The organism is Micromonospora arborensis (genome assembly GCF_003205615.1).
In the GTDB taxonomy this organism is placed as follows: Bacteria; Actinomycetota; Actinomycetes; order Mycobacteriales; family Micromonosporaceae; genus Micromonospora; species Micromonospora arborensis.
Window position 1 is genome coordinate 226,906 of the sequence record NZ_PYBV01000003.1, and the last position, 26,229, is coordinate 253,134.

A 26,229-nucleotide genomic window follows, 5' to 3' on the forward strand; every position below is an offset into this window, starting at 1 on the left:
GAACCTAAGCTCGAACGTGCAGGAGATTCGTGACCGCCCTCGCCAGTCGGCCGACCCGGAGTCGGGCCAGCACTCGCACCGGTCGCCGGGTGGCCGTCACCGTCGGTGCCGCGCTGGTGCTGCTGCTCGCCGTGCTGGCCAGCTTCGCGCTCGGCAGCCGACAACTCGGCGTCGACCAGGTCTGGCACGCGCTCGTCGCCCCGGACGGCGGCGACGCCAGCACCATCGTCCGTGAGCTGCGGATGCCGCGTACCGCGCTCGGTCTCGCGGTCGGCCTCGCCCTCGCCGTGGCTGGCGTGTTGTTCCAGGCGCTCACCCGCAACCCGCTCGCCGAGCCCCGCATCCTCGGCATCAGCGCGGGCGCGTCGTTCGGTGTGGTGCTCGCCATCTCCGTGTTCGGCATCGGCACGCTCGCCGGGTACGTCTGGTTCGGCATCGCCGGCGCACTGATCGCCGGGCTGCTGGTCTTCGCCATCGCCACCCGAGCCCGCGAGGGCGCCAGCCCGGTCACCCTCGCGCTGGTCGGCGCGGCGCTCGACGCCAGCCTGGCCTCCGGGGTGTACGCGCTGCTCAGCATCGATGCCCGCACCTTCGAGGAGTACCGGTTCTGGGTGGTCGGCGGGCTGGCCGGCCGCGACCTGTCGGTCACCGCGCAGGTGTTGCCCTTCGTCGTCGCCGGGCTCGTGCTGGCCGCCCTGGTGGCCCGGGGCCTGGATGCGCTGGCGCTCGGCGACGACGTGGCCCGCGGCCTCGGCCACCGGATCGGCCTGGTCCGCCTCGGGGGTGGCCTCGCCGCCGTGCTGCTGACCGGTGCGGCGGTGGCGGCGGCCGGGCCGGTCGCCTTCGTCGGGCTGGCCGTGCCACACCTGGCGCGTGCGCTGGTCGGCGCGGACCACCGCTGGACCCTCGCCGTCTCCGCCCTGCTCGGACCGGCGCTCCTGCTCGGCGCCGACGTCGTCGGCCGGCTCGTCGCCCCGCCCGGCGAGATACCGGCCGGAATCGTCACCGCCCTGATCGGTGCGCCGCTGCTGGCCGTCCTCGTCCGCCGCGCCCGGGTGGTGACCGCGTGACCACCGCACACCGTCCCTCCGACCCGGTCGGTCCCACCGACCCGGCTGGCTCGTCCGGCGTGGCTGGCCTGTCCGACCCGCTCGGTCCCACCGACCCGGCTGGCTCGTCCGGCGTGGCTGGCCTGTCCGACCCGGTCGGTCCCACCGACCCGGCTGGCTCGTCCGGCGTGGCTGGTCCGTCGGCCTCGGCGCCTACCGCCTCGGCTGGTGCTGGCCGGGCCCCGCTGCCTGGCCGGTCGCTGCTGCGCGTCGGCCCGGTCAGCCTGCTGATCCGTCGCCGCGCGCTGCTGGTGGCCGCCGCGCTGACCGTGCTGCTCGTCCTGGCCGTCGTGCTCAGCCTCTCGCTGGGCACCCCGTACGTCGCCCCGGCCGACGTGGTGCGCGCGCTCTCCGGTGCCGGCACCCCGTACGACCTGGTTGTCTTTGATCTTCGGTTGCCGCGGGTCGTGCTGGCGGCGGTGGCCGGTGCGGCCTTCGGCGTGGCCGGCACTCTGATCCAGAGCGTGGCCCGCAACCCGCTCGCCAGCCCGGACGTCATCGGCATCACCCAGGGTGCCAGCCTTGCCGCCACCGTGGCCCTGACCAGTGGGATGGCCGCCGTACTGGTGGCACCCACCGCCTTGGTGGGCGGGCTGCTCGCGGCGGTGCTGCTGTTCGCCCTCGGCGCCCGGCACGGGCTGGCCGCCCAGCGGTTCGTGCTCGCCGGCGTGGCGGTCGCCTTCGCCTTCCGGGCGCTCACCGAGGTCGTCATGCTCACCGCCGACCCGATCGACGGGCTGCGCGCGCAGATCTGGCTGATCGGCACCCTGGCCGGCAAGGGCTGGACCGAGGCCGCCTGGATCGCCGGCACCCTGCTCGTGCTGCTGCCGGTGCTGGCCTGGGCCGGTTGGGCGCTGAACAGCACCGCCCTGGACGACGACACCGCCCGAGGCGTCGGGCTGCGGCCGGTGGCCCGCCGAATCGGCCTGGCCGGCACCGGCGTACTCGTCGCCGCGATGGTCACCGCCCAGGTCGGCGCCGTCGACTTCGTGGCGCTGGTCGCCCCGCAGGTGGCCCGTCGGCTGGTACGCACCGAACGGCCACCGCTGGTCTGCTCGGCGCTGCTCGGCGCTCTGCTGCTGGTGCTCGCCGACCTGGCCGGCCGACGACTGCTGGCACCGACCCAACTGCCCGCCGGTGTGCTGACCGCCGCGATCGGCGGCCCGTACCTGATCTTCCTGCTGCTGCGCGGCCGGCGGCGGTCGTCGTGACGCCTTCAAGGAGTTCTGTGGTGCTCTCCACCCGCGACCTGGTCGCCGGCTACGACGAGCGGACCGTGCTCGACGGGCTCAACCTGGACCTGCCGACCGACGCGTTCACCGTGATCGTCGGACCGAACGCGTGCGGCAAGTCCACCCTGTTGCGCACGATGGCCCGGCTGCTCACCCCACGCCGGGGCACGGTGCTGCTGGACGGCACCGCCATCCGCGACCTGCCGACCCGGGAGGTCGCCCGCCGGCTCGGCGTCCTGCCGCAGAGCCCGCTGGTGCCCGAGGGCGTCACCGTGGCAGACCTGGTCGGCCGCGGCCGGCAGCCCTACCAGCGGTGGTGGCGGCAGTGGTCGTCGGAGGACGGCACGGCGGTGGAGCAGGCGATGGCCCTGGCCGACGTGACCGACCTGGCCGACCGGCCGGTGGACAGCCTCTCCGGCGGTCAGCGGCAGCGGGTGTGGATCGCCATGACGCTCGCCCAGGACACCGACGCGCTGCTGCTGGACGAGCCGACCACCTTCCTCGACCTGGCCCACCAGGTGGAGGTGCTGGACCTCCTGCACCGGCTGCGCGTCGAGCGGGGCCGCACCGTCGTCGCCGTGCTGCACGACCTGAACCAGGCCGCCCGTTACGCCGACCACCTGGTCGCGATGCGCGACGGTGCCGTGGTGGCCGCCGGACCACCCCGGGAGATCCTCACCGCCGACCTGGTCCGCGACGTCTTCGGGCTGGCCTGCGTGGTCGTGCCCTGCCCGGTGACCGGAGCGCCGCTGGTGGTGCCCGCGTACACGGGGGGCAACTCCGCCCCGGTCACCCCGACCACCGACGCTGCCGCTGCTGGCGCTCCGACCGTCGGTGCGGGCGGCCCGGCTGTCGTTGCGGGCGGTGCGGGTGGCCCGGCTGCCGCCGCCGCGGGTGACTCCGACTCGTCGACGGCTTCCGTGCCGGACGCCCGACCCGCCACCGGTGCCGCGGCCACCCCGCTCACCGGCTCGTACCCCTCGAAAGGACACTGATGCGTCGTCTCGTCGCCGCTCTCGCCGCGGCCGTCGCCCTCGGCGTCGGACTCACCGCCTGCGGTGAGAGCGACCCGGTCGCCGGCTCCACCACCGGGGAGACCCGGGAGATCACCCACGCCATGGGCACCACCAAGGTTCCGGCCGAGCCCAAGCGCGTCGTCGTGCTCGACACCGACAAGATCGACACCGCGCTCTCGCTGGGCATCACGCCCGTCGGCGCCGCCACCGCCGGCGAGGCCAAGAGCTGGCCGACCTACTTCGGCGCGGACAAGCTCGCCGGCATCAAGGAGGTCGGGGTGCTCGCCGAACCCGACCTGGAGGCGATCAACGCGCTGAAGCCGGACCTCATCCTCGGCAGCAAGTTCCGCCAGGAGAAGTTCTACGACGAACTGGCCGCCATCGCGCCGACCGTGTTCACCGACAAGGTGGGCATCACCTGGAAGGACAACTTCCTCCTCGACGGCAAGGCGCTCGGCCGCGAGCAGCAGGCCAAGGACCTGCTCGGCGCGTACGAGAAGCGGGCCAAGGACTTCGGCACCACCCTCGGCGACGCCGCCGCGCGCAAGGTGTCGATCGTGCGGTTCCTGCCCGGCAACATCCGGGTGTACGGCCCGGACTCGTTCTCCGGCATCGTCCTCGGCGACACCGGGCTGGGTCGCCCCGAGCGGCAGCTCCTCGCCAACAAGGAGGACAAGCGCTTCGACCTGGTCAGCCCCGAGCGGATCAACGAGGTCGACGGTGACGTCATCTTCGTGACCACGTACGGCGCCAAGACCGCCGCGGAGCAGGCCAAGGTGACGAGTGGCAGCCTGTGGAAGGGCCTGGGCGCCGTCAAGGCCGGCAAGGCGTACCCGGTCGCCGACGAGGTCTGGATGACCGGCATCGGCGTCGGTGCCGCCAACAAGATCCTCGACGACCTCGCCAAGTACCTCCCGGCCGCCTAACGAGCCCTCCGCCGCGCCTGCCCGCCGCGCCTGCCCGCGCGGTGCGCCCCGGGCCATGATCGCGCTCGATCCATGAAGTAGTGGCTTCCCCCGGCGGGGAGGCCACTACTTCCATGTTTGAGCGCGATCATGGCTTGGGGGCCGTTGATCGTTTGGCGGGTGATCATTGGCCCGAGCGCGATCGGGCTCGTAAGGCGGCCCTGACCTCGGCGAGGAAGCCGTCGAAGTCATCACGGAGGCGCTTGGCGGTCACGTGCAGGACGAGCCACTCACCACCGAGCAGTTGGTTGAGCCGTCGGCGGTCCCGATGGAGTTGCTCGGGGTTGTTGTGCCAGAGCCCGTCATATTCCACCGCGACCTTGAGCTCCGGCCAGGCCAGGTCAAGCCGGGCCACGAACCGGCCCTGGTCGGCTACGACCCACTGCGTCTGAGGCCTGGGCAGGCCGGCGAGCACCAGCCGCACGCGTGTGCGGGACTCCTGGGGCGACTCGGCGCCAGCATCGGCCAGGTCGACCGCACGGAGCAGGGACCGCCAGCCCCGCCGACCGGCCCGGCTCAGCGCGTACTCGCGTAGGGCGGACACGTCGGTGAGCCGGCTGGACAGCATGGTGTCGATGACGACCACGGCTTCGACCACGTCGAGCCAACGGGCGAGATCCCAGCAGGTTCGCGCCGGGCTGGTCACCCTGAGCCCCGCCTTGTGCAGAGTGTCGCCGGGGTCGACCTCCCCGTGGTGGATCCGGAGGCCGGTGGCTGGCCCGATCCGGGTACCGCTGGGGACCAACACGTCGACCGGGTCGCTCGGAGCGGGTTTCGTGCAGCCGTAGAACGCCGCCGCGGAGCGCCCCGCGATGGCTGCTCCGGGTGGGATCAGCCAGCGCCCGACGGCCGCGCACCTGATTCTGTGGGTGACCCTGACGCGGGCATCGGCATAGACGTCCCGGAAGAGCGGCCGCCATGCGGAGCTGCGCAGGTCGTTGCGGGTCAACAGACCGCGCGAGATGGCGATCGAGCCACGGAAGATTCGACCGCGCAACTGTGGCGGCCGTCGGAGAGCTTTCGGCATGCGCTCCAGGCTGACCGATCGACCCCGCGCCGCGCCGCCCCTGTGGATAACCGCCGACGAGGCTGTGGCGCCGATGCACGCCCCTGTCCCCATGATCGCGCTCGAACATGGATGTAGTGGCCTCGCCTTCTTGGGAGGCCACTACATCCTGGATCGAGCGCGATCATGCCCGGCGGCCCGGCGGCCCGGCGGCCCGGCGGCCCGGCGGCCCGGCGGCCCGGCGGCCCGGCGGCCCGGCGGCCCGGCGGACGGGCGGACGGGCGGGGCAGGTGGGGTGGCGCGGGGGCGGTGGTGGGGGAGGTCGGGGGGCTAGGCGGCGGTGGACCAGATGGCGCGGAAGGCGGCGGCTTCGCCGGCCAGCCAGCGTTCGATCTGGTCGGGCTTGGCGTCGGTGGGCATGCGGTGGGCGTGGCCCCGGCGGACGTCGACCAGAACCGGCTCGGCGTGCGGGAGCACCGCGTCCATGTGTCGGGCCATCAGGTGCAGGGTGGCGAGCACCGACTCCTCGCTCGGCGGGGTCTCGTCGAAGTGCAGGCGGACCGCTTCGGCGCGGCCGTCGGCGTGGCGTACCCCGAAGTGGGGGTTGATCTTGACGGGAAGGTCGCCCAGCATGGCCAGGGCGTCACGGGTCTGGGCGAGGTCGATGGCGGCCGGCTCGCCGAGGGAGTGCAGCCAGGTCGTGGCACCGGGCACGAGCGCCTGGTAGAGCGGGCGCCAGCGGGGCTTGACCACGTCGACCACCCCGGCCAGGTGTGTGCCGCCGGTGTGGAAGGCGATGTCGGCCTTGAGCGCCTTGACGAACTGGCCGTGCGGGTTGAAGCCGGAGCGGCTGGCTCGCTGCTTGCGCAGGCCGCCCACGAAGGTGGCCTTGGTGGGGCCGGTGCGGTCGACGTAGCGGGTGAAACCGAGCAGGGTGGCGTAGGGGGTGAGGGGCGTGGAGGTGGGCGCGGTCACGGGCGTCCTCCCAGGTCAGGAACTCGATTAGTACATACATTCTAATCGACGGGTCTGACATCGCCCAGGGAAAACGGGGGCGTGGAAGACACGACAAAGGGGGCCGCCGGCGTACCGGCGACCCCCTGGTCGAGATGGTCGCTAGAGCTGGCCGACGTCGGTGATCCGCACAACCGCGGCGCCGACCTCGTCCGAGGCCGCCAGGTCGATCTCGGCGCTGATGCCCCAGTCGTGGTCACCGTCCGGGTCGTCGAAGATCTGCCGGACGGTCCACCGCTCCCGGCCCTGCTCGATCATGAGCAACGCCGGGCCCCGGGCGTCCGGCCCGACCCCGATCGAGTCGTACGCCTCGAAGTACGGCCCCAGGGCGTCGGCCCACGCGTCGTAGTCCCAACCGTCGCCGGCGTCCAACTCGGCGAGCAGGTCCCAACGGCGCAGTGCGGCCAACTCCACCCGGCGGAACAGCGCGTTGCGCACCAGCACCCGGAACGCCCGCGCGTTGCGGGTCACCGCCGGCGGCCGATCCGTCAGGGCGGCGTGTGCCTGGGCAACCTCGGCCACGTCGGACGGGTTGCGCAGCCGCTCCCACTCGTCGATGAGACTGGAGTCGACCTGGCGGACCAGCTCACCCAGCCACTCGATGAGGTCGATCAGCTCCTCGGTCTTGGCGTCCTCGGGCACGGTCTGCCGCAGCGTCTTGTACGCGTCGGCCAGGTAGCGCAGGACGAGGCCCTCCGAGCGGGTCAGCCCGTAGAACTGCACGTACTCGGTGAACGTCATGGCCCGCTCGAACATGTCACGGACGACGGCCTTGGGGGAGAGCTGGTGATCGGCGACCCAGGGGTGGCCCTGCCGGTACATCTCGTACGCGGCCTCCAGCAGCTCCGCGAGGGGCTTCGGGTGGGTCACCTCGTCGAGGAGTTCGAGGCGGGCCTCGTACTCGATGCCCTCTGCCTTCATCGCGGCGACCGCCTCGCCGCGCGCCTTGAACTGCTGCGCGGACAGGATCTGCCGGGGGTCGTCGAGGATCGACTCGATCACGCTCAGCACGTCGAGCGCGTACGACGGCGACTCGGCGTCGAGCAGCTCGATGGTGGCCAGGGCGAGCGGGGAGAGCGGCTGGTTGAGGGCGAAGTCGAGCTGCAGGTCGACGGTGAGCCGGATCCGTCGGCCGGTCTCGTCCGGCTCGGGCAGCTCCTCGACCACCCCACCGGCGCGCAGCGCCCGGTAGATGGCGATCGCCCGGCGGATGTGCCGGCGCTGGGCGGCGGGCTCCTCGTGGTTGTCGGTGAGCAGGTGCCGCATCGCGGTGAACGCGTCACCGGGCCGGCCGATGACGTTGAGCAGCATCGAGTGACTGACCTGGAAGCTGGAGGTCAGCGGCTCCGGCTCGGCGTCGACCAACCGGTCGAAGGTGGGCTGGCCCCAGCCGATCGAACCCTCCGGCGGCTTCTTGCGGACCACCTTGCGGCGCTTCTTCGGGTCGTCGCCGGCCTTGGCGAGGGCCTTCTCGTTGTCGATGACGTGCTCGGGGGCCTGCACCACGACCCGACCGATGGTGTCGTAACCGGCCCGCCCGGCCCGCCCGGCGATCTGGTGGAACTCCCGGTTCTTGAGCAGCCGGGTACGGACCCCGTCGTACTTGGACAGGCCGGTGAAGAGCACGGTCCGGATCGGCACGTTGATGCCGACGCCGAGGGTGTCGGTGCCGCAGATGACCTTCAGCAGGCCGGCCTGGGCGAGGGTCTCGACCAGGCGGCGGTACTTGGGCAGCATGCCGGCGTGGTGTACGCCGATGCCGTGCCGGACCAGCCGGGACAGCGTCTTGCCGAAGCCGGAGGTGAACCGGAAACCACCGATCGCCTCGGCGATCATGTCCTTCTCGGCGCGGCTGCAGACGTTGACGCTCATCAGCGCCTGGGCGCGTTCCAGCGCGGCGGCCTGGGTGAAGTGCACCACGTACACCGGGGCCTGCTTGGTCTCCAGCAGCTCTTCGAGGGTTTCGTGCATCGGCGTCATCGCGTACGAGAAGATCAGCGGAACCGGCCGCTCCGCCGAGCGCACGACGGCGGTCGGCCGCCCGGTACGCCGGGTCAGGTCGTCGACGAACCGGGTCGTGTCCCCCAGGGTGGCGGACATCAGGATGAACTGGGCCTGCGGCAGCTCGATGATCGGCACCTGCCAGGCCCAACCCCGGTCGGGCTCGGCGTAGAAGTGGAACTCGTCCATGATCACCTGGCCGACGTCGGCCTTCGTGCCCTCGCGCAGCGCCAGGTTGGCCAGGATCTCCGCGGTGCAGCAGATGATCGGGGCGTCGGCGTTGACGCTGGCGTCGCCGGTGAGCATGCCGACGTTCTCGGCGCCGAAGACCTCGCAGAGCGCGAAGAACTTCTCCGACACCAGTGCCTTGATCGGCGCGGTGTAGAAGGTCGTCCGGCTGTCCGCGAGGGCCGCGAAGTGCGCGGCGATGGCCACCAGGCTCTTACCCGAGCCGGTGGGAGTGTTCATGATCAGGTTGGCGCCGGAGACGATCTCGATGACCGCCTCCTCCTGATGGGGGTAGAGGTCGAGGCCGCGCTCCTTCGCCCAACTGGCGAACGCGTCGAAGAGGGTGTCGGGGTCGGCGCTTGTCGGCAGCGCGGCGGTGAGCGTCATAGCCTGTCCATGGTGCCTGGATCATGCCCCCGCGCGCCAACCCGGCCGCCGCCGGACTCCCGATCGGGCATCGCGGACGCCCCGCCGGACCGACGTCCGGCTGTACCGGACGCCCCGCCGGACCGACGTCCGGCTGTCCCGGTCGCCCCGCCGGACCGACGTCCGGCTGTCCCGGTCGCCCCGCCGGACCGCCGTCCGGGTGCCGTGGCCCGCCGGCTGGTCACCGTCGGCGGTAGAGCAGGTCGACGACCGGTCGGCCGGCCGTGATCGCCCGCCGCTCGAACTTCGTCACCGGGCGGTACGCCGGACGCGGCGCGAAACCGCCGTACGCATCCACCAGCCCCGGGTCCGCCTCCAGGGTCTGCCGCATCGCCTCGGCGTACTCGGCCCAGTCGGTCGCGCAGTGCAGCGTGCCGCCGGGCCGCAACCGGGACCGCAGCAGCGCCACGTGCGCCGGCTGGATGATCCGCCGCTTGTGGTGGCGGGCCTTCGGCCACGGGTCCGGGAAGAACACGTGCACAGCATCCAGCGCAGCTTCGGGTAAGCCGTTGACCAGGGACAACGCGTCGCCCCGGCCCACCCGCACGTTCCTCAGGCCGTGCCGGTCCACCAGGTCGAGCAGGTTGGCGATTCCCGGCGTGTGCACCTCGACCGCCAGATAATCTCGATCCGGGTCAGCGGCAGCCATCGCCGCGGTGCTGTCGCCCATGCCCGAGCCGATCTCCAACACCACCGGCGCCCGGCGACCGAACAGGTCGGCCAGGTCGACGGGCACGACCGGTCCGTCCGGCACATCCAGGCCGTACGCGGGCCAGAGCCGGCCCAGCGCGTCGTTCTGCCGGTCGCTCATTCGACCCCGACGGGGGTGGAACGTGCGGATCGTCCGGCTCGCGGGCGGGACGGCGGGGTCATGGTCGATGGCGGTCACAGCGACCCGAGCGTACGCGACGCCGCGAGCGAATCGGATGTGATGTGCGACCGGAAATGAGAGGATCCAACTGGTACGGCAGGTCGGTTGTTCCACTGCCCGACTCGGCCGCACGGCGTCGAGAGGGGGCATCGTGACAGTGACCCGCAGCGGCGTAGCCCTGTCGGTGGTGACCGTGCTCACCGGCCCCCTGCTAGCCGCCGCCCCTGCGTTCGCCGCGCCGTCAGCCTCCGCGTTCGCCGCGCCGGTAGTAGCGGTCCAACCGGTCGGCGTGGCGCGTTCGACGCCCGGCGCCCCGCAGCGCGTTGTTGCCGCGCCCGCGCCGCAGCCCGAAGGGCCGCCCGGTGGCGCGGCGCCCCAACCGGCACCGCCCGTGGACATCTTCGTCGAGGTGAGCCCCAGCACGGTCCAGCCCGGCTACCTGGTCGGGATCCGGGCCAGTTGTCGGGACAACTCGGTGGGTGCCACCGTCGTCTCCGACGCTTTCGGCGCGGTCGGGGTGCAGCCGCAGCGCGGGGTGCTCACCGCCGCGCCGATGGTGCGCGAGCGCACACGTCCCGGCAACTACCGGGTCAAGCTGGAGTGCCGTGACGGCGAGACCGCGTCGACCATGCTCCAGGTGGTCAAGAAGGTCCCGGTCCAGCCCAGTCGTGGTCCGGCCACCGGCTTCGGTGGGGGCGCCGGCGGGGTGACCGGCAAGCTGCTGCTGCCCGGCGGTGCGGCGCTGACCATCACCGGGCTGATTCTCGCCGTGGTGGCGTTGCGCCGGCCACGTCCCGTCCGTGGCGCTGCGCGGCACTGAGCCCGTCATGGAGATCTTCCACCCCCCGCCACCGCCCGGTTCCCGCCAGCCGGGCGCTTCCGGCCCGGCCGGTGCGCGCCCGTCCCCGGCCACCCGCTCGTCCTCCGGTGCCCGCCCGTCTCCGGGTGCGCGCCCGTCTCCGGGTGCGCGCCCGTCTCCGAGTGCGCGCCCGTCTCCGAGTGCGCGCCCGTCTCCGGGTGCGCGCCCATCTCCGGGTGGTCGCCCATCTCCGGGTACGCACCCGTCTCCCGGTGGTCGCCCGTCTCCCGGTGCGCGCTTCCCACGGGACGACCGCCGACCGGAGGACGACCGCGCCGCTCGGAATGATCCTTGGCCGGAGGACGACCGCGCCGCTCGGAATGATCCTTGGCCGGAGGACGACCGCGCCGCTCGGAATGATCCCTGGCCGGAGGACGACCGCCTACCGCGGGACGACCGCCCGCTGGTGGTCGATCGCCCGGCGGTGGCTGCTCGTCCGCCGACCGCCGTGACGCCTCGGCGTAGCCGTCCGCCCGGCCGTAGCCCCTGGTCGGTGCCGCTGGCCGTGGTGCTGGTGCTGGCCGGGGTCTTCGCGACCGGGGCGGGGCTGGGCCGCTCTGTCGGCCCGTTCGACCTGGCTCCGGTCGGCGGCGACCGGCCGGCCCGCAGCGAGACGGTCGGGTTGTCGGCGAGCCGGCCGGTGCGCCTCTCGGTCCCGGCGATCAAGGTGAGCGCACCGGTGGCACCCGTCGGGCAGGCACGGGACGGCTCGATCGCCGTACCGCCGTTGGAACGGCACAACGAGACCGGCTGGTACGACCGTGGGCCGACGCCGGGTGAGCCTGGCCCGGCGGTGATCGTCGGGCACGTGGACACCAAGACCGGCCCGTCGGTCTTCTACGACCTGGGCAAGCTGCACCCCGGCGATCTGGTCGAGGTGGCCCGGGCGGACAAGACGGTGGTGGTGTTCCGGGTCGACACCGTCGAGCACTTCCCGAAGGACCAGTTGCCCGCCGAGCGGATCTACGGCAACGACGGGCCGCCCGGGTTGCGCCTGATCACCTGCGGCGGGCAGTTCATCGGTGGCCGCACCGGCTACGCCGACAACGTCATCGCCTTCGCCACCCTGCAGTCCTCCCGCAAGCCCTGAGGCGAGAACGCCCGGCCGTCGACCCCGCGTGATCCACACGGTTTCGGCGATATCGCGGTATCCCGCCGCCTCGGACACCCCAATGTCGCCTATCTGGAGTGGATCAACCGGCGGAGTCCGCAGGTCTGGCCCGGCGTTAGCTCAGGAAGTCCAGGAGTTGCCGGAGGGTCTGCTCCGGGGCCTCCTCCGGAATGAAGTGCCCCACCGGGACCGGCTCCCCGCGTACGTCGTCGGCCCACTCCCGCCAGATCGCGAGCGGGTCGTCGTAGAGCTTCGCGACCTGACCGCGTTGACTCCAGAGAAACAGCACCGGACAGGCGATCTTCCGGTGACCTCGGTCCGCCTCGTCCTGCTGGTAGTCCAGCGTCGCGGCCGCGCGGAACTCCTCGCAGATGGCGTGGACCGTCGCGGGGTCGCTGAACTGCCGGACGTACGCGGCCCGCACCTCGGGCGGGAAGGCGTCCTTCACCTCGGGCCAGGTGTCGAGCATGAAGTCGACGAGCACCGCGGGCGCCGCGTCGATGAACCGCTCGGGCACCGACGCCGGCGCGGCCAGGAAGGACCACACCCAGTAGGAGAGGCTGAACGTCTTGTCGGCGCGGTTGTAGACGTCGCCGATGGGAACGACGTCCAGCACGGCGAGCCGAGTGACCGCGTCGGGTTCGTCCAGCGCGAGACGGTACGCGCAGCGGGCGCCTCGATCGTGGCCGACGAGCCGGAACTGCTCGTGGCCCAGACTCCGCATCACCTCGATCTGGTCGCGGGCGATGGCGCGCATGCTGTACGGCTCGTGATCCGCGGTGCTCGGCGGTTTACCGCTGTCGCCCCAGCCGCGCAGGTCGGTGGCGACGACCGTGAAGTTCTCGGCAAGCTGCGGCGCGATGCGATGCCACATGAGATGCGTCTCGGGAATGCCGTGCAGGAGCAGAACGGGAGGGCCACTCCCACCACGGCGTCCGTGGATCGTCGCGCCGGAGGTCTCGATGTCGAATTCGTCGAATCCGTCGAACATGGCCGGAAGTCCCCCGCAGCGTCCTGAGACCGCCCTGCGCGAACGGCAGGCAGGGCCACTGGTGGCCGGCTACCGCTCAGGCCGGTTCGACGCTATCAACGGAAACGTCGGTCCCGGCCCGCTTTGCCGGCGATGCGGGATCCTCGGCAGGATGCCCTAGCGGCCGGGGGACGTGCAGCGCACCTCGAGCGCGTTTGATCGACACGGTATCGGCGATGTCGGTGTATCCCACCCGCTCGGATACCCCGATATCGCCGAAGTGGAGTCGATCAACTCGCGTTGGCTTGTTCGTGTCTGCCAGCCGGCGGGGAGGTACTAGGGCTGGGGCACCTGCAGCGCCACCTCGAACTCCAGGAGGCTGGCGCCCCTGGAGACCGGTGGGCGTGGCTTCTCGCCGGGGGCGGTCGCGTGGGCGGCGCGCGACGGGCCGGCGGCCCAGGCCTGGTACGCCTCCTCGCTCTCCCACTTGGTGTACACGAAGTAGCGGGTCTCACCGGCCACCGGACGGAGCAGCTCGAAGCCGAGGAAGCCGGGGGAGTTTTCCACCGCGCCGGCTCGGGCGGCGAACCGCTTCTCCAACTCCGCGCCGTCGCCGGGTGGAACGTCGATTGCGTTGATCTTCACGACTGCCATCTGCCCACCCTAGCCACCACCCACGGCACCAGAACGACAGAGCGAGCTTCAGAACGACAGCGCGAGCTCAGAACGCCTCGACCACCGGTATCAACTCCGCGTCGACAACGATCGGCGCGTGGTCGGAGGGGCCTTTGCCCTTACGGGCCTCCCGGTCCACGTACGCCGACCTGACCGCCCGAGCGAACGGGGCGGACGCGTACACCAGGTCGATCCGCATGCCCTTGTTCTGGTGGAACATCCCGGCTCGGTAGTCCCAGTAGGTGAAGGGGTGTGGCCCCTTCATCGGGGTGGGCACGACGTCGCTGAGGCCCAGGTCGCGCAGCGCGGCGAGGGCCGCCCGCTCGGCGGGGGTGACATGCGTGGAGTGGATGAAGACCGCCGGGTCCCAGACGTCGGCGTCGGTCGGGGCGACGTTGAAGTCGCCGCAGACCGTCAGCGGGAGCCCGGCGGCCAGTTCCGCCTCCAACGCGTCGCGCAGCGCCGCGAACCAGGCCAACTTGTACGCGTAGTGCGGGTCTTCGGGTGTCCGCCCGTTGGGCACGTACACCGACCAGACCCGCACCCCGTCGCAGGTGGCGGAGATGGCACGGGCCTCCGGGTCGGGGAAGCCGGGCTCCCCGGCGAACCCGACCCGGACGTCGTCGAGCCCGACCCGGGACAGGATGGCGACCCCGTTCCACCGGCCGTCGCTGTGGCTGGCCACGGTGTAGCCCAGCTCGCCCACCTCGCCCACCGGGAAGGCGCCGTCCGGGCATTTCGTCTCCTGCAGACAGACGACGTCCGGCCCGGTGTCGGCCAGCCACTCCAGCAGCCGGGGTAGGCGGGCCTTCACCGAGTTGACGTTCCAGGTCGCCAGGCGCATGCCCCCAGCCTGCCGCATCCGTCGCCGGTACGCCGGGTCAGCTGCCCGGGGTGTCGCCGGGTCGGGTCTGTTCGGCCAGGAAGCGCTCCAGTTCCGCACCGAGTTCGTCGGCCGTGGGCAGCGGCCCGGCATCCGGGGCGAGCAGGCTCTTCTCGCCCCGACCTCGGGCGAACGCGTCGTACTGCTCTTCCAGGGCCTGGACCAGGGCGGCGGCGTCCTCGGTCTGGGCGACCTGGCGGTCGATCTCCACCCGGACCACCTCGGCGGCCGAGCGCAGCCCGTCGCCGGGCAGTAGCAGCCCGGTGCTGCGGGACACCGAGCTGAGCAGCACCTCGGCGGCGGCCGGGTACTCGGTCTGCGCCACGTAGTGCGGCACGTGGGCGGCGAAGCCCAGCGCGTCGCGGCCCTGCTCGCCGAGGCGGAACTCCAGCAGGTGACCGACGCTGCCGGGCACCTGGACGCGTTGCAGCCAGGGCTCGTACCCGCCGATCAGCTCGGGGCGGGTCGCGTGCGCGGTCACCCCGGTCGGCCGGGTGTGCGGCACGGCCATCGGGATCGAGTTGAGCCCCACGGTGAGCCGGACGTCCAGGCGGGCGGCCAGGCCGGCGACGGCGGCCACGAACCGCTCCCACTGCAGGTCCGGCTCGGGGCCGGTGAGCAGCAGGAACGGGGTTTCGTCGTCGTCGTGCAGCAGGTGCAGCTCCAGCTTGGGCGCGTCGACGCTCTCCCAGTGGTCCTCGACGAAGGTCATCACCGGTCGTCGGGACCGGTAGTCGAAGAGCTGGTCGACGTCGAAGGTGGCGATCGGCCGTCCCTCCAGCGAGGTGAGCAGCTGCTCGCGCGCCAGCCGGCTGGCGTTGCCGGCGTCCACGAACCCGGTGAGGGCCTGGATCAGGACCGGTTGCCCGAGGTCGGGCAGATCTTCGGTGAGCTGGTAGAGCTCGTGTGGGTCGAGCACCGGTGCGGACCTCCCTGAAATGTGCCTGCGGGGTGCCGACGCGACGGAGGGCACCCGTTCGGGCAACGTACCCGCCATCCTGGTGCATTCCTGCGTCGGGCGATCCGTCGGCCGGGGGGCGGGCGTGACCGGACTAATCATCTGATTATGCCGCCAGGTCGGTCCGGTCGGCCGATCGGTCGAGGGCTGGTTCGACCCAAAGGCCGAGTTTGTCGATCATGTCAGGGCTGGTGGACAAATGCCCTTGCTCAGCACCGGCCGTCCCGGTCTGCGTGCGATGCCAGCTTGTTCCGGTATACGAGGTACGTTCCTCGGGCGCGTCGCCCCGCCCCGGTCGTCCACCAACCCGGGCCCGATCTGTGGCGAGCGCCACGTGATCACTGTGCGTAATCAGGGTTTCCCCCTGCCTAGCCTCGGTTGATGCGTGACGACGGCACCCTCGACGACCCGTACGCCCCGAGCAGCCCCACCGCCGATATGGAGGATGGCACCTCAGCCGAACGGACACCCGCCGCGAGTCGGCTCCGGACGTACGTCCGGGACCTGACCGGTCGACGCCGGGCCCAGCTGGCGCTGGCCACCGGTGTGGTCTGCTGCCTCGGCCTGGCCGCCGTCGCGCAGGTCTGCGACGAGAAGCCCGGCGCGGCGAACCGCGGTGGCAAGCTCGCCAGCTCCGAGCTGGCGCAGCGCGCCGAGCAGCAGAGCGCCGCCTCCCGTGGTCTCGATCGTGCTGCTGCCCCGACCACGTCCGCGGCCGCCCCGTCCGCCCCGGCGACCCCCGGCGACCCGGACACCACGGCGCCGGCCCGTAAGGCCGCCCCGGCCCGCCCGACCCACCCGGCGCCCGTCGCCGGGCTGGACGAGGACCAGATGAAGAACGCCGAGGCGATCGTCCGGGCCGGCCGCAAGATGGGGGTGCCCCGCCGAGGTCTGGTGATCGCGGTGGCCACCGCCATGCAGGAGAGCAACCTCTACAACGTGGCCAGTGGCGTGCTGCCCGAGTCGCAGGACTACCCGCACCAGGGCGTCGGCTGGGACAACGACTCGGTCGGGCTGTTCCAGCAGCGTTCCAGCAGCGGCTGGGGCCCGGTGGGTCGGTTGATGGATCCCGAGTTCGCCACCCGGCAGTTCCTCACCGCGCTGGAGCAGGTGCCCGGCTGGGAGCAGATGCGACTCACCGACGCCGCCCAGGCCGTGCAGGTCTCCGCGTTCCCCGAGTACTACCAGCAGCACGAGTGGCGGGCCACCAGGGTCGTCGACGCCATCCTGCCGGCGGGGCGGTAACGTACCGCCCACTATGGACGGTCAGGGTTGAGGCTGTCGCATCCCGGGTACATGTGTTGCGGGTTCGGGGTACACATGACAGAGGGATCATCGACAGGAGGACGCCATGTCACTGATGCAGCGGATCACCACGTTCCTGAGATCACCCAAGGGGCAGCAGTTGGTCGAGCGAGGTCGTCGGGAGATGGCCAAGCCCGACAACCAGCAGAAGCTCAAGGGGTTGGCGGCCCGGCTGTCCAACCGCCGCCGCTGAGAAGCCTCATCGGCCGCCCTGTCCGCCGTTCCCACCCTGGGGAGACCCGGTGACCGACACCCCGCCCGTCGGCGGCCAGCCCGCCGCCCCCATTCCCCAACCGTCCGCCGACCTGCCGGCCGGGCCGGCGGACGCCCCCGAGGGTCCGCCGGCCCGTCTCTGGGACCGGATGCGCGACGACCCGCAGTACGCCCCGGAGCACCTCGCCCTGGAGGCGGTGCGCCGACTCGGGCCGGAAGCCGTGCAGTGGGCCAGCCGGGCCCGAGCTGAGCAGCCCGGGGTGTCGGCCGACGTCCTGGCCGACCAGGCGGCCCGCAAGTTCGTCAACCTGGCCCGTCTGTCCGGCGCGGTCTCCGGAGCGGCCGGGCTGCCCGGCGCCGTGATCGACGTGGGCGTGCTGGCCTGGACCCAGGCGCGGATGGTGCTGCACATCGCCGCCGCGTACGACGTCGACCCGCTGCACGGCGACCGGGCCACCGACCTGCTGGTGCTCCAGCGTGTGCACAAGGTCGCCGAGAGCGCCCGACTGGCGCTCGGCGTGGCCGCCGGCCGGGAACGCGCCGACGCGCTCTTCGGCCTGGGCGGCCAGCGTCCGCTCGGTCGGGTGATGCTGCAACTCGGTGTCCGGCTGGCCCAGATGGCCGGCGTGCGGGCCGCCAAGCGGATCGTCGCCAAGGTCGTCCCCGGCGCGGCCATCGTGCTCGGCACCTGGGCCAACTCGTCGGCCACGAAGGACCTGGCGCAGCGATCCCGGGCGCTCTACCGCTCCCGCGGCGCCGCCGTCCCGGAGCCCCGCCAACCCTGACGGTCTGCCGCGCGACGGTCAGTTGGCCAGGCCGGAGGCACGCCAGGTCACCTCGGCGATCCGGCCCTGGCCGGTGGCGTTGGGGTGGAACCAGTCCAGCGGGTTGAGCAGGTCCAGGGTGAACCGGACCTTGTGCACCGCGCCGCCGTCGTGCCGGCACCGTGAGCCGTACGCCCGGCAGGCCGCCACCAACTCGGCGTTGTACGCGTCGATCCGGTCCCGGACGGCGGCCCGACGCGCCCGGTCGGCGGGCGCCGTCGACGTCGCCTCGGCCAGCAGGGCCGGGCAGATGCCGCGCCGCCATGCGCGTACCGCCCGTGCGTCGTCGTGCCCGACCTCCCAGAGCCGGTACAGGTCGGGGATGCTCACCACCAGCACCCGGGCCTTCGGTCGGCCGGTCCGCAGCACCCGCAGGCCCCGGTCGACCTCGGCCCGGAACTGGGCCACCGGCGTCATCGCGTCCACCCTGCTCCGGCAGACGTCGTTGGCGCCGATCAGCACCGTTATGTAGTCGGGGCGGTCGCGTACCGCTGCCTGGGCCTGACCCTCCAGCGCGTCCGCGCGGGCGCCGGCGCGGGCGTGGTTGTACGTCCGGTCGCGGATCGCCGAATTTTGGTCGAGCAGTCGCCGGTAGTGGCTCTGCACCCGCAGGCCGTCCCCGGTCGACCAGGAGTTGCGCTCGCAGGAGGTGAGCACCAGGCAGGAGGCGAAGCCGGTGCTGACCGAGTCGCCGAGCGCGGCGATGCCGCCCGGCCCGCTCGACGGCGGGTTGCTCTTGGTCGGGCGGGGTGACGCGGAGGTGCCACCCTCACAGGCCAGCGCGACCAGCGCCGCGAGACAGGCCAGGGCGGCGACCCACCGTCGAGGCATGACATCCCCCGTTCCGCAGCACAGAGCGACAGCGCGGTAACTCTATGCGTAGGAGCTGCGGTACCGGGAAGTTGCTGTCGGGTATGCGGCAGAGTGTCGGCGGCAGTGCGGGAAGGATGCTTTAATCCCGCCACGGCGCCGGCTGGCCGTGCAGCCACCAGTGCAGTGCCCGGGTGATCCGGGGCAGCACCAGATAGGTCATCAGCGGGGTCAGGCAGAGCGTCATCAGCAGCACCCGCGCCGGCAATGGCACGGCGGCGAGGAAATGACTGGTCAGCAGGGTGGCGCTGAGGCTCAGCGGAAAGAACGCCAGCCAGATCGTCACCGCCTGCTTCCACCTCGGCGGCGACGTCGGCGCAACCGGCTCCACCGAGTGCTCCACTGAGTGCTCCAGCGGCGGGTCGAACCAGCCCTCGATCCCGGTACGCCGCTCGACCCGGGTGTGCTCGACGATGCCCTGCGCCGAACTGAGCCACCAGTGCCGCTGCGGCGACTCCTCCCATCGACGCAGCGTCTCGGCGTCGGCGAAGCGGTAGAGCATGTGCCACTCCGCCGAGCCGGGACCACTCTGCACCCAGCCGGCGCCGAGGAACCCGGGGAACGCCTCGGCCAGCGCGGTGCCGGCCCGCATCCAGGCCACCATCTCGCTGGCCCGGCCCGGATCGACACGGCGGGCGATGGCGACGGTCACCGGCACGGCGAGGGTCATTGACATGGGCCCATCCTGCGGTCGGCGGGGGCCGCGGCGCGAACGGATGTAATCGAGCACACCGGCACACGGCGGTGCCGCCCGGCAGCGCGGGCCACCGGCCGGAACCTGTCGGTGGTCGATGCTCTACTCGGGGCATGGACGACAGGGCGATCCTCGTGCTCGGCGCGACGGGCACCACCGGGCGGCGGGTGGCCGACCGACTGCGGGCGTTGGGCGTCCGGGTGCGCGCAGCCTCCCGCAGCGGCCCGGTGTGCTTCGACTGGTCGATCGAGTCGACGTGGGCGTCCGCGCTGGCGGGCGCGTCCGGGATCTACCTGATGGCACCGGACGGTCAGCCGGTCGAGCCGGCCCTCGTCCGGCTGGCCGTCGAGCAGGGGGTGCGGCACGTGGTGCTGCTCTCCAGCCGGGCGATCGAGGCAATGGGCGACGAGCGCCTGCTGACCGCGGAACGGACGGTACGCGAGGCCGGCGCCGACTGGACGATCCTGCGGGCGGACTGGTTCGACCAGAACTTCGACGAGGGAGTGTTCCGGGAGGCGGTGCTGGCCGGGGAGATCACCGTGCCGGTCGGCGCGGCACGCCAGGCGTTCGTCGATGCCGACGACATCGCCGCCGTCGCGGTGGCCGCTCTCACCGAGCCCGGGCACGCCGGCCAGGTCTACGAGGTCACTGGGCCCCGGGCGATCACCTTCGCGGAAGCAGCCGAGACCATCAGCCGAGCGGCGGGCCGACCGGTGCGTCACCTCGGCACGGCTGACGACTACCGGGCCGCGCTGGGTCCGCTGGGCATCCCCGCCGAGGAGATCGAGCAACAGATCGCGGCCTTCACAGCCCTGCGCGACCTCGGCCACGCGGAGCCCACCGACACCGTCCGCCGGCTGACCGGTCGCGACCCGCGCGACTTCTCGGCGTACGCCGCCGAGGCGGCGTCGCGCGGTGCCTGGCGCGACTGACCGAGGTGTCCGAGGCCGGTTAACGCTGGCGATCGGGGGTAGGTCCCTGGGCATGACGAGATCGCAGCCCCGGCGCGCCCGTGGCACGGTCGGCCACGCGAACAGCGCGTTGAACCTCCGGCTCACCCTCGCCAGCTTCGGGCTGGTGATCATGGTGCTCTTCGCGGTGCTGGCGTTCTGGGCCGGCATCGCCTGGCTCGGCGTACTCTGCGCGATCTTCGCCGTGGTCGCCGTGGTCGACCTGGTCGTGATCCAGCGCCGCCGCGCCGCCCGCCACCGCGAGGAGCCGGGCGTACGACACTCGTTGTTCGAGTGACAGGAGGACGAGATGCCCCACATCGCCACCACCAACCCCGCCACCGGACAGGTGCTCAAGACCTACGAGGCGATGTCCACCGAGCAACTCGACGGTGCCATCGAGCGCACCGACCTCGCGTACCGGCAACTGCGGGACACCACCGTCGACCAGCGCGCCCGGTGGATGAACGCCGCGGCCGACCTGCTCGACGCCGAGCGCGACGAGATCGCCCGGATCATGACCACGGAGATGGGCAAGACGTACGTCGCGGCGCAGGCCGAGGTGACCAAGTGCGCCACCGCCGCCCGCTTCTACGCCGACAAGGCGCCGGTGTTCCTCGCCGACGAGCCGGCCGACGCGGCCGCCGTGAAGGCGGTCCGGGCGTTCATCCGCTACCAGCCGATCGGTGTCGTGCTCGCGGTGATGCCGTGGAACTTCCCGCTCTGGCAGGTGATGCGCTTCGCCGCGCCGGCGCTGATGGCCGGTAACACCGGTCTGCTCAAGCACGCCTCGAACGTGCCGCAGACCGCGCTGCTGCTGGAGGACGTATTTCGCCGGGCCGGTTTCCCCGAGGGGGCCTTCACCACCGTGCTGGTCGGCTCGGAGGCCGTCGAGCGGATCCTCGGCGACCCCCGCGTACGCGCCGCCACACTCACCGGCAGCGAGCCCGCCGGTCGGTCCATCGCGCAGATCGCCGGGCGGGAGCTGAAGAAGACAGTCCTCGAACTCGGCGGCAGCGACCCGTTCGTGGTGATGCCCTCGGCCGACCTGGACCGGGCCGCCGAGGTGGCCACCACCGCGCGCTGTCAGAACAACGGCCAGTCCTGCATCGCCGCGAAACGGTTCATCGTGCACACCGACGTCTTCGACGCCTTCGCCGAGAAGTTCGCCGCGAACATGGCCGCACTGCGGGTCGGTGACCCGATGGACCCGAACACCGACGTGGGGCCACTGGCCAGTGAGCGTGGCCGCGACGAGGTGCACGCCCAGGTCCGCGACGCGGCGGACAACGGCGCGACAGTGCTCTGCGGAGGCGAGCCGCCAACCGGCGACGGCTGGTTCTACCCGCCGACCGTCGTCACCGACCTCACCCCGCAGATGCGGATGTGGTCCGAGGAGGTCTTCGGCCCGGTCGCCGGGCTGTTCCGGGTGTCGTCGTACGAGGAGGCGATCGAGGTCGCCAACGGCACCAGTTTCGGGCTCGGCTCGAACGCCTGGACACGGGACCCGGCCGAGCAGGAGCGCTTCGCCACCGACCTGGACGCGGGCAACGTCTTCATCAACGGAATGACGACGTCCTATCCGGAGTTGCCGTTCGGCGGTGTGAAGAACTCCGGTTACGGGCGGGAGTTGTCGGCGCTGGGCATGCGGGAGTTCTGCAACACCAAGACGGTCTGGGTGGGGGAGGGCGCCGCCTCGGCCGGCGCGGGCGCGCACGCGGAATAGCGCACGCATCAGCCGACGCCGACATGGGTAGGAAGTGCGCCCATGACGACGTTCGGATTCCACGCCTCGCATGAGCAGATCGGTCCTCGCGCCCTGTTGGAGGCGGTGAAACACGCCGAGCGGGCCGGCTTCGACGCCGCCATGTGCTCCGACCACTTCTCGCCGTGGAGCGCCCGGCAGGGCGAATCCGGCTTCGCCTGGTCCTGGCTGGGCGCGGCGCTGCAGGCCACCGGTATGCCGTTCGGCGTGGTCAACGCACCCGGACAGCGGTACCACCCGGCGATCATCGCGCAGGCGATCGGCACCCTCGGCGCGATGTACCCGGGCCGGTTCTGGGCGGCGCTGGGCACCGGCGAGGCCAGCAACGAGCACATCACCGGCGACCCGTGGCCGCGCAAGGACGTACGCGCCGCCCGGCTGCGTGAGTGCGTCGACGTGATCCGGGCGCTGCTGGCCGGCGAGGAGGTCAGCCACGACGGCCTGGTCCGGGTGGACCGGGCCCGACTGTGGACCCGCCCCGAGGAGCCGCCCGCGCTGGTCGGCGCCGCCGTCAGCGTGGCGACCGCCCGCTGGTGCGCCGAGTGGGCCGATGGCCTGATCACCGTGAACGCCCCCGTGGCGCACCTGCGCGAGATGATCGACGCGTACCGGGACGCCGGCGGGCGCGGGCCGCTGCACCTGCAGGTGCACGTGTCCTGGGCGCCGGAGCAGGCGCAGGCCGAAGCGATCGCGTACGACCAGTGGCGCAGCAACGTCTTCGCCCCGCCGGTCTGCTGGGACCTGGAGACCGCCGAGCACTTCGACGTGGTCTCCGCCGACGTGTCGGCGCAGCGGGTCGCCGAGGTGGTGAACGTCTCGGCAGACCTCGGCCGGCACGTCGGCTGGCTGGAGGAGTACGCCGGGCTCGGCTTCGACCAGATCGCCCTGCACCACGTCGGGCAGGAGCAGCGCGGCTTCATCGACGCGTTCGGCGCCGAGGTGCTGCCGAAGCTGCGGCCGACCGGCTGATCGAGGAAGGGACCAGCGCACCCCTAGGCTCGTACCCCATGGAAAGCCTGTTTCCGGTCGTCGTCTTCCTGGCGATCGCCACCCTGGGCGCCGCGCTGGCCCGCCGGCTCGGCCTGCTCGCGCCGATCGTGCTGGTCGTCCTCGGCCTGGCGCTCTCGTTCGTGCCGGGCATTCCGCACGTGGAGCTCGACCCGGAGTTGGTGCTGGTCGGCATCCTGCCGCCGCTGCTCTACGTCGCCGCGCTGGAAACCTCGGTGCCGGCGTTCAAGAACAACATCCGGCCCATCCTGCTGCTCGCGGTCGGCCTGGTGCTGTTCACCGCGTTCGTGGTCGGGCTGGTGCTGCACCTGTTGCTGCCGCAGGTGCCGTTCGCGATCTGCCTGGCCCTCGGCGCGGTGGTCGCCCCGCCGGACGCGGTGGCCGCCACCGCGGTCGCGCGCCGGGTCGGGCTGCCCCGCCGGGTGGTCACCATCCTGGAGGGCGAGAGCCTGGTCAACGACGCCACCGCGCTGGTGCTGCTGCGGGTCGCCACCATGGCCACCGCCGGCTCGGCGGTCGGCGCCGCCGACGTCACCGTCGAGGTGCTCCGGGCCACCGGCGGGGGCATCCTGATCGGCGCGGTCGGCGCGCTGGTCTTCGGTTTCCTGCACCGGCGGATCACCGACCCGGTGCTGGACAACGCGTTGTCGTTGATCATTCCGTTCGCGGTGGTGTTCGCCGCCGAGGCGGTGCACTCCTCCGGAGTGGTCGCGGTGGTCGTCACCGGTCTGGTGCTCGGCCACAAACTGCCCCAGTTGCTGTCGGCGGCGTCCCGCCTGCAGATCGGCGCGTTCTGGCGGCTGGTTCGTTTCCTGCTGGAGGGGCTGGTCTTCCTGCTGGTCGGGCTCCAACTGCGGGAGGTGCTGCGCGACCTCGACGAGCCGACCGGCTCGCTCATCCTGATCACCTTCGCGGTGCTCGCCACCGTCTTCCTGACCCGGTTCATCTGGCTCTTCCCGGCCACCTACCTGGCCCGGCTGGTTCCCCGGGTCCGCCGCCGGGACAACCGGCCGTCACCGAAGTTCCCGATCATCATCGGCTGGGCCGGCATGCGGGGAGTGGTGACCCTGGCCGCGGCACTGGCCCTGCCGCTGACCCTGGCCGACGACGAGTCGTACCCCCGGGCCCTGTTCATCTGGCTGGCGTTCGCGGTGATCGTGGTCACCCTGGTCGGTCAGGGTGCGACGCTGCCGCTGGTCGCCCGTCGGTTGAAGCTGCCCCAGGACGACCCGGTGCAGGACGCGTTGTCGGCGGCCGGGGTGCAGCAGCAGGCCAGCCGGGCCGCCCAGGAACGCCTCGACAAGCTGGCCGACACCGCATCCGAGGCGGTGGTCGGCCGGCTGCGCCGTGCCCTGGAGGATCGCAACAACCTGGCCTGGGAACGTCTCGGCGGCACCGAGCGGGAGACGCCGTCGCAGGCGTACGGTCGGCTACGACAAGAGATGATCGACGCCGAGCGGGACGTGTTCCGGGCTGCCCGGGACTCCGGTCGGATCCCCGAGGAGGTGTTGGTGCAGGCCTATCGTGACCTGGACCTGGAGGAGTCGTTGCTGCGGGAGGTCGAGAAGTGAGCTGTCAGCACCTGACCGAGGCTGGTGCGGTCGAGCCGCGCACCACCGAGGAATGCCCCGACTGCGTCGCCATCGGCAACCCCGACTGGGTGCACCTGCGAGGCTGCCTGAGCTGCGGGCACGTCGGTTGCTGCGACTCGTCGCCGTACCAGCACGCGACGAAGCACTTCGAGTCCACCGGCCATCCGGTGATCCGCTCGGTGCAGCCGGGCGAAACCTGGCGGTGGTGTTACGTCGACGAGGAGATCGGCTGACCGCTGGTCGAGGACGGTTCGCAGCGGTTCGCCAGCGCCCACCGGGTGAGCGGCGGCACGGCCAGGCCGGTGCCGGCGAGGAGCCCGGCCAGGGCCAGCCAACCGAGCGGACCTCCGTCGAGGATCAGCCAGGTCAGCACCGCCGGCCCGGCCGCGCGGGCCAGCCCGGCGAGCAGCGTGTCGACCCCCTGGTAGGCGCCGATGGCATCCGGTGCGGCGAGGTCGTAGGCCAGTGCCGCCCCGGCCCCGGCGTGCCATAGGTCGCCGACGGTGTAGATCACGGTCGCCACCAGCAGCAGACCGATCGCCGCCGGGGTGGGCACCGCGCTGGTCGCGGCCCAGAGCAGCATCCCGGCCGCGAGCACCAGCCCGGCCCGGCGCATCGTCGCCGCCGCCGGCAGCGCGTGCCGGGCACCCCGGCTCAGTCGTACCGCGAGCAGCACGGTGAGCAGTGTGTTGACCAGGAGTACGGCGGACACCGTCACCGGTGGCGCGTCGGTGCGGGTCACCACCCACAGCGGCAGCACCAGTGTCAGCGCCACCCAGTGCAGGGACAGCACCGCCGAGGCCCCGGCGACGGCGAGGAACGGCCCGTCGCGCAACGCCTGGCCCGGCTTCTGCCGTGCGGTTCGCCGAACTGGCGCATACGCCGGCAGTCGCATGATCAGCGCCGCCGAGACCAGATAGGTCGCGACGTTGCCGAGCACCAGCAACCGGTACGCCCAGCCGGTGTCCGCCACCAGCGCGAACCCGGCCAGCCCCGCGCCGACCGCCACGCCCAGGTTGGCCACCGCGCGCAGGGTGGCGAACGCGTGCACCCGGCCCTCCGGGCCACCGACCGCCGCGACCAGCGCGGCCCGGACCGCCAGGTTTCCGGAGACCAGCAGCGCGTCCAGTGTGGCCACCAGCAGGAACAGCGGGAACGAGCCAACCAGCAGGTACGCGGCGGCGACGGCGGCCTGCGCCAGTTGAAGGACCGCCCGGAGGGCCCGTGGATCACGTCGATCGGCCAACCCGCCGAGCGGCACGCTGGCGGTGAGCCCGACCAGGCCGGCGACGGTGAGCCCCAGCCCCACCTCGGTCGGGCTCAGCCCCACGGAGCGGGTGAGGTAGAGCGCCGCACCGGTCACCCACAGCCCGAGGCCGACGGTGTTGGCGAGGGTGGCCAGCGACAGGGTGCGCAGCCGACCGGGCGGCGGCAGCGGTGACAGAGACCGCCAACGGCCGCGAATCCCCGCCCGGGTGCCCACACCCCGACCCTAGGGCTGACGCGCGGGCATCGACGCCCCGAGCTGCCGCGCCCGTCACAGCCCACCTCCACCGTGTGCGTCGGCTTGCGGGTGTGCGTCGACTCTGGCGCGCCCGCCGGGTTCGGTGCGCCCGCCGGGTTCGGTGCGTCCGTCGGCTCTGGTGCGTCCGTCGGGTTCGGTGCGTCCGTCGGGTTCGGTGCG

Annotated in this window: 25 protein-coding genes and 1 pseudogene; 15 read left to right on the forward strand and 11 right to left on the reverse strand. The window is 72.3% G+C overall.

All coding sequences use genetic code 11. The features are described 5' to 3' along the window. Positions 1-29 precede the first annotated feature (29 nt). The 4 genes and pseudogenes from C7C45_RS02695 to C7C45_RS02710 all read left to right on the forward strand — a co-directional run bounded on the left by C7C45_RS02695 (position 30) and on the right by C7C45_RS02710 (position 4,283). Positions 30-1,070, forward strand: a complete 1,041-nt coding sequence (locus tag C7C45_RS02695; RefSeq protein WP_110562015.1) for a FecCD family ABC transporter permease — start codon at positions 30-32, stop codon at positions 1,068-1,070. Then, positions 1,067-2,320, forward strand: coding sequence for a FecCD family ABC transporter permease (locus tag C7C45_RS02700; RefSeq protein WP_244200208.1), 1,254 nt, complete (start codon positions 1,067-1,069; stop codon positions 2,318-2,320). Before C7C45_RS02695 ends, C7C45_RS02700 begins: the two co-directional genes overlap by 4 nt. Before the next feature lie 20 nt (positions 2,321-2,340). Next, positions 2,341-3,135 (forward strand): annotated as a pseudogene (locus C7C45_RS02705) (ABC transporter ATP-binding protein); the annotation flags it as partial. A 200-nt stretch (positions 3,136-3,335) separates the two neighbouring features. After that, positions 3,336-4,283, forward strand: coding sequence for an ABC transporter substrate-binding protein (locus C7C45_RS02710; protein WP_110562016.1), 948 nt, complete (start codon positions 3,336-3,338; stop codon positions 4,281-4,283). 163 nt (positions 4,284-4,446) lie between these two features. On the opposite strand, the gene C7C45_RS02715 is transcribed toward C7C45_RS02710, so the two are convergent. The 4 genes from C7C45_RS02715 to trmB form a co-directional block, all read right to left on the reverse strand. Further along, positions 4,447-5,349, reverse strand: a complete 903-nt coding sequence (locus C7C45_RS02715) for an endonuclease domain-containing protein (RefSeq protein ID WP_110562017.1) — start codon at positions 5,347-5,349, stop codon at positions 4,447-4,449. A 309-nt stretch (positions 5,350-5,658) separates the two neighbouring features. Then, positions 5,659-6,303, reverse strand: coding sequence for a hypothetical protein (locus C7C45_RS02720; protein ID WP_110562018.1), 645 nt, complete (start codon positions 6,301-6,303; stop codon positions 5,659-5,661). 141 nt (positions 6,304-6,444) lie between these two features. Further along, the gene (locus C7C45_RS02725; RefSeq protein ID WP_110562019.1) at positions 6,445-8,958 is read right to left on the reverse strand and encodes a DEAD/DEAH box helicase; all 2,514 of its coding nucleotides are present in this window, start codon (positions 8,956-8,958) and stop codon (positions 6,445-6,447) included. A 220-nt stretch (positions 8,959-9,178) separates the two neighbouring features. Continuing rightward, positions 9,179-9,808, reverse strand: a complete 630-nt coding sequence (gene trmB / locus C7C45_RS02730) for a tRNA (guanosine(46)-N7)-methyltransferase TrmB (protein WP_244200214.1) — start codon at positions 9,806-9,808, stop codon at positions 9,179-9,181. 208 nt (positions 9,809-10,016) lie between these two features. Here trmB and C7C45_RS02735 point away from each other — a divergent pair, with 208 nt between their 5' ends. Both C7C45_RS02735 and C7C45_RS34735 read left to right on the forward strand, forming a co-directional pair. Then, on the forward strand, positions 10,017-10,688 hold the full coding sequence (locus tag C7C45_RS02735) for a hypothetical protein (protein ID WP_110562021.1): 672 nt from the start codon (positions 10,017-10,019) through the stop codon (positions 10,686-10,688). Between the two features lie 487 nt (positions 10,689-11,175). Beyond that, positions 11,176-11,817, forward strand: a complete 642-nt coding sequence (locus C7C45_RS34735) for a class F sortase (RefSeq protein WP_244200215.1) — start codon at positions 11,176-11,178, stop codon at positions 11,815-11,817. Between the two features lie 136 nt (positions 11,818-11,953). On the opposite strand, the gene C7C45_RS02745 is transcribed toward C7C45_RS34735, so the two are convergent. The 4 genes from C7C45_RS02745 to C7C45_RS02760 all read right to left on the reverse strand — a co-directional run bounded on the left by C7C45_RS02745 (position 11,954) and on the right by C7C45_RS02760 (position 15,285). Further along, positions 11,954-12,829: an alpha/beta fold hydrolase gene (locus tag C7C45_RS02745; protein ID WP_110562022.1), complete on the reverse strand. Its 876-nt coding sequence runs from the start codon at positions 12,827-12,829 to the stop codon at positions 11,954-11,956. A 315-nt stretch (positions 12,830-13,144) separates the two neighbouring features. Next, on the reverse strand, positions 13,145-13,462 hold the full coding sequence (locus C7C45_RS02750; RefSeq protein WP_110562023.1) for an antibiotic biosynthesis monooxygenase family protein: 318 nt from the start codon (positions 13,460-13,462) through the stop codon (positions 13,145-13,147). A 67-nt stretch (positions 13,463-13,529) separates the two neighbouring features. Beyond that, positions 13,530-14,327, reverse strand: coding sequence for an exodeoxyribonuclease III (locus tag C7C45_RS02755; protein ID WP_110562024.1), 798 nt, complete (start codon positions 14,325-14,327; stop codon positions 13,530-13,532). Positions 14,328-14,364: 37 nt separating this feature from the next. Further along, positions 14,365-15,285 carry a proteasome assembly chaperone family protein gene (locus tag C7C45_RS02760; RefSeq protein WP_110562025.1) on the reverse strand — a complete coding sequence of 307 codons (921 nt, stop codon included), beginning with the start codon at positions 15,283-15,285 and terminating at the stop codon, positions 14,365-14,367. Between the two features lie 420 nt (positions 15,286-15,705). On the opposite strand from C7C45_RS02760, the gene C7C45_RS02765 reads away from it, so the two are divergent. From C7C45_RS02765 to C7C45_RS02770, 3 genes are all read left to right on the forward strand, one after another. After that, entirely contained in the window at positions 15,706-16,569 is an 864-nt protein-coding gene (locus C7C45_RS02765; RefSeq protein WP_110562026.1) for a peptidase M23, read from the forward strand. A 106-nt stretch (positions 16,570-16,675) separates the two neighbouring features. Beyond that, entirely contained in the window at positions 16,676-16,822 is a 147-nt protein-coding gene (locus C7C45_RS33865) for a hypothetical protein (RefSeq protein ID WP_167454616.1), read from the forward strand. A gap of 49 nt (positions 16,823-16,871) precedes the next feature. Continuing rightward, a complete protein-coding gene (locus tag C7C45_RS02770) occupies positions 16,872-17,627 on the forward strand; it encodes an EcsC family protein (RefSeq protein ID WP_110562027.1) in 756 nt (251 codons plus the stop codon). An 18-nt stretch (positions 17,628-17,645) separates the two neighbouring features. On the opposite strand, the gene C7C45_RS02775 is transcribed toward C7C45_RS02770, so the two are convergent. Both C7C45_RS02775 and C7C45_RS02780 read right to left on the reverse strand, forming a co-directional pair. Continuing rightward, on the reverse strand, positions 17,646-18,497 hold the full coding sequence (locus C7C45_RS02775) for a GDSL-type esterase/lipase family protein (RefSeq protein ID WP_110562028.1): 852 nt from the start codon (positions 18,495-18,497) through the stop codon (positions 17,646-17,648). Between the two features lie 121 nt (positions 18,498-18,618). Further along, a complete protein-coding gene (locus tag C7C45_RS02780; RefSeq protein ID WP_110562029.1) occupies positions 18,619-19,212 on the reverse strand; it encodes an antibiotic biosynthesis monooxygenase in 594 nt (197 codons plus the stop codon). Positions 19,213-19,343: 131 nt separating this feature from the next. Between C7C45_RS02780 and C7C45_RS02785 the strand changes: the two genes are divergently transcribed. The 6 genes from C7C45_RS02785 to C7C45_RS02810 are packed head-to-tail and all read left to right on the forward strand — an operon-like array spanning position 19,344 to position 24,778. Beyond that, positions 19,344-20,162 carry an NmrA family NAD(P)-binding protein gene (locus C7C45_RS02785; protein WP_110562030.1) on the forward strand — a complete coding sequence of 273 codons (819 nt, stop codon included), beginning with the start codon at positions 19,344-19,346 and terminating at the stop codon, positions 20,160-20,162. 52 nt (positions 20,163-20,214) lie between these two features. Beyond that, the gene (locus tag C7C45_RS02790; RefSeq protein WP_110562031.1) at positions 20,215-20,478 is read left to right on the forward strand and encodes a DUF6343 family protein; all 264 of its coding nucleotides are present in this window, start codon (positions 20,215-20,217) and stop codon (positions 20,476-20,478) included. A 12-nt stretch (positions 20,479-20,490) separates the two neighbouring features. Next, on the forward strand, positions 20,491-21,906 hold the full coding sequence (locus tag C7C45_RS02795; RefSeq protein ID WP_110562032.1) for an NADP-dependent succinic semialdehyde dehydrogenase: 1,416 nt from the start codon (positions 20,491-20,493) through the stop codon (positions 21,904-21,906). A 42-nt stretch (positions 21,907-21,948) separates the two neighbouring features. Beyond that, positions 21,949-22,914 carry a TIGR03885 family FMN-dependent LLM class oxidoreductase gene (locus tag C7C45_RS02800; RefSeq protein WP_110562033.1) on the forward strand — a complete coding sequence of 322 codons (966 nt, stop codon included), beginning with the start codon at positions 21,949-21,951 and terminating at the stop codon, positions 22,912-22,914. A gap of 38 nt (positions 22,915-22,952) precedes the next feature. Then, positions 22,953-24,524, forward strand: a complete 1,572-nt coding sequence (locus tag C7C45_RS02805) for a Na+/H+ antiporter (RefSeq protein WP_110562034.1) — start codon at positions 22,953-22,955, stop codon at positions 24,522-24,524. Further along, positions 24,521-24,778: a UBP-type zinc finger domain-containing protein gene (locus tag C7C45_RS02810; protein ID WP_110562035.1), complete on the forward strand. Its 258-nt coding sequence runs from the start codon at positions 24,521-24,523 to the stop codon at positions 24,776-24,778. Before C7C45_RS02805 ends, C7C45_RS02810 begins: the two co-directional genes overlap by 4 nt. Here the strand turns inward: C7C45_RS02810 and C7C45_RS02815 are convergent. Then, entirely contained in the window at positions 24,754-26,028 is a 1,275-nt protein-coding gene (locus C7C45_RS02815) for an MFS transporter (protein ID WP_244200209.1), read from the reverse strand. The two genes, C7C45_RS02810 and C7C45_RS02815, sit on opposite strands and share 25 nt — an antisense overlap. Positions 26,029-26,229: the final 201 nt, after the last annotated feature.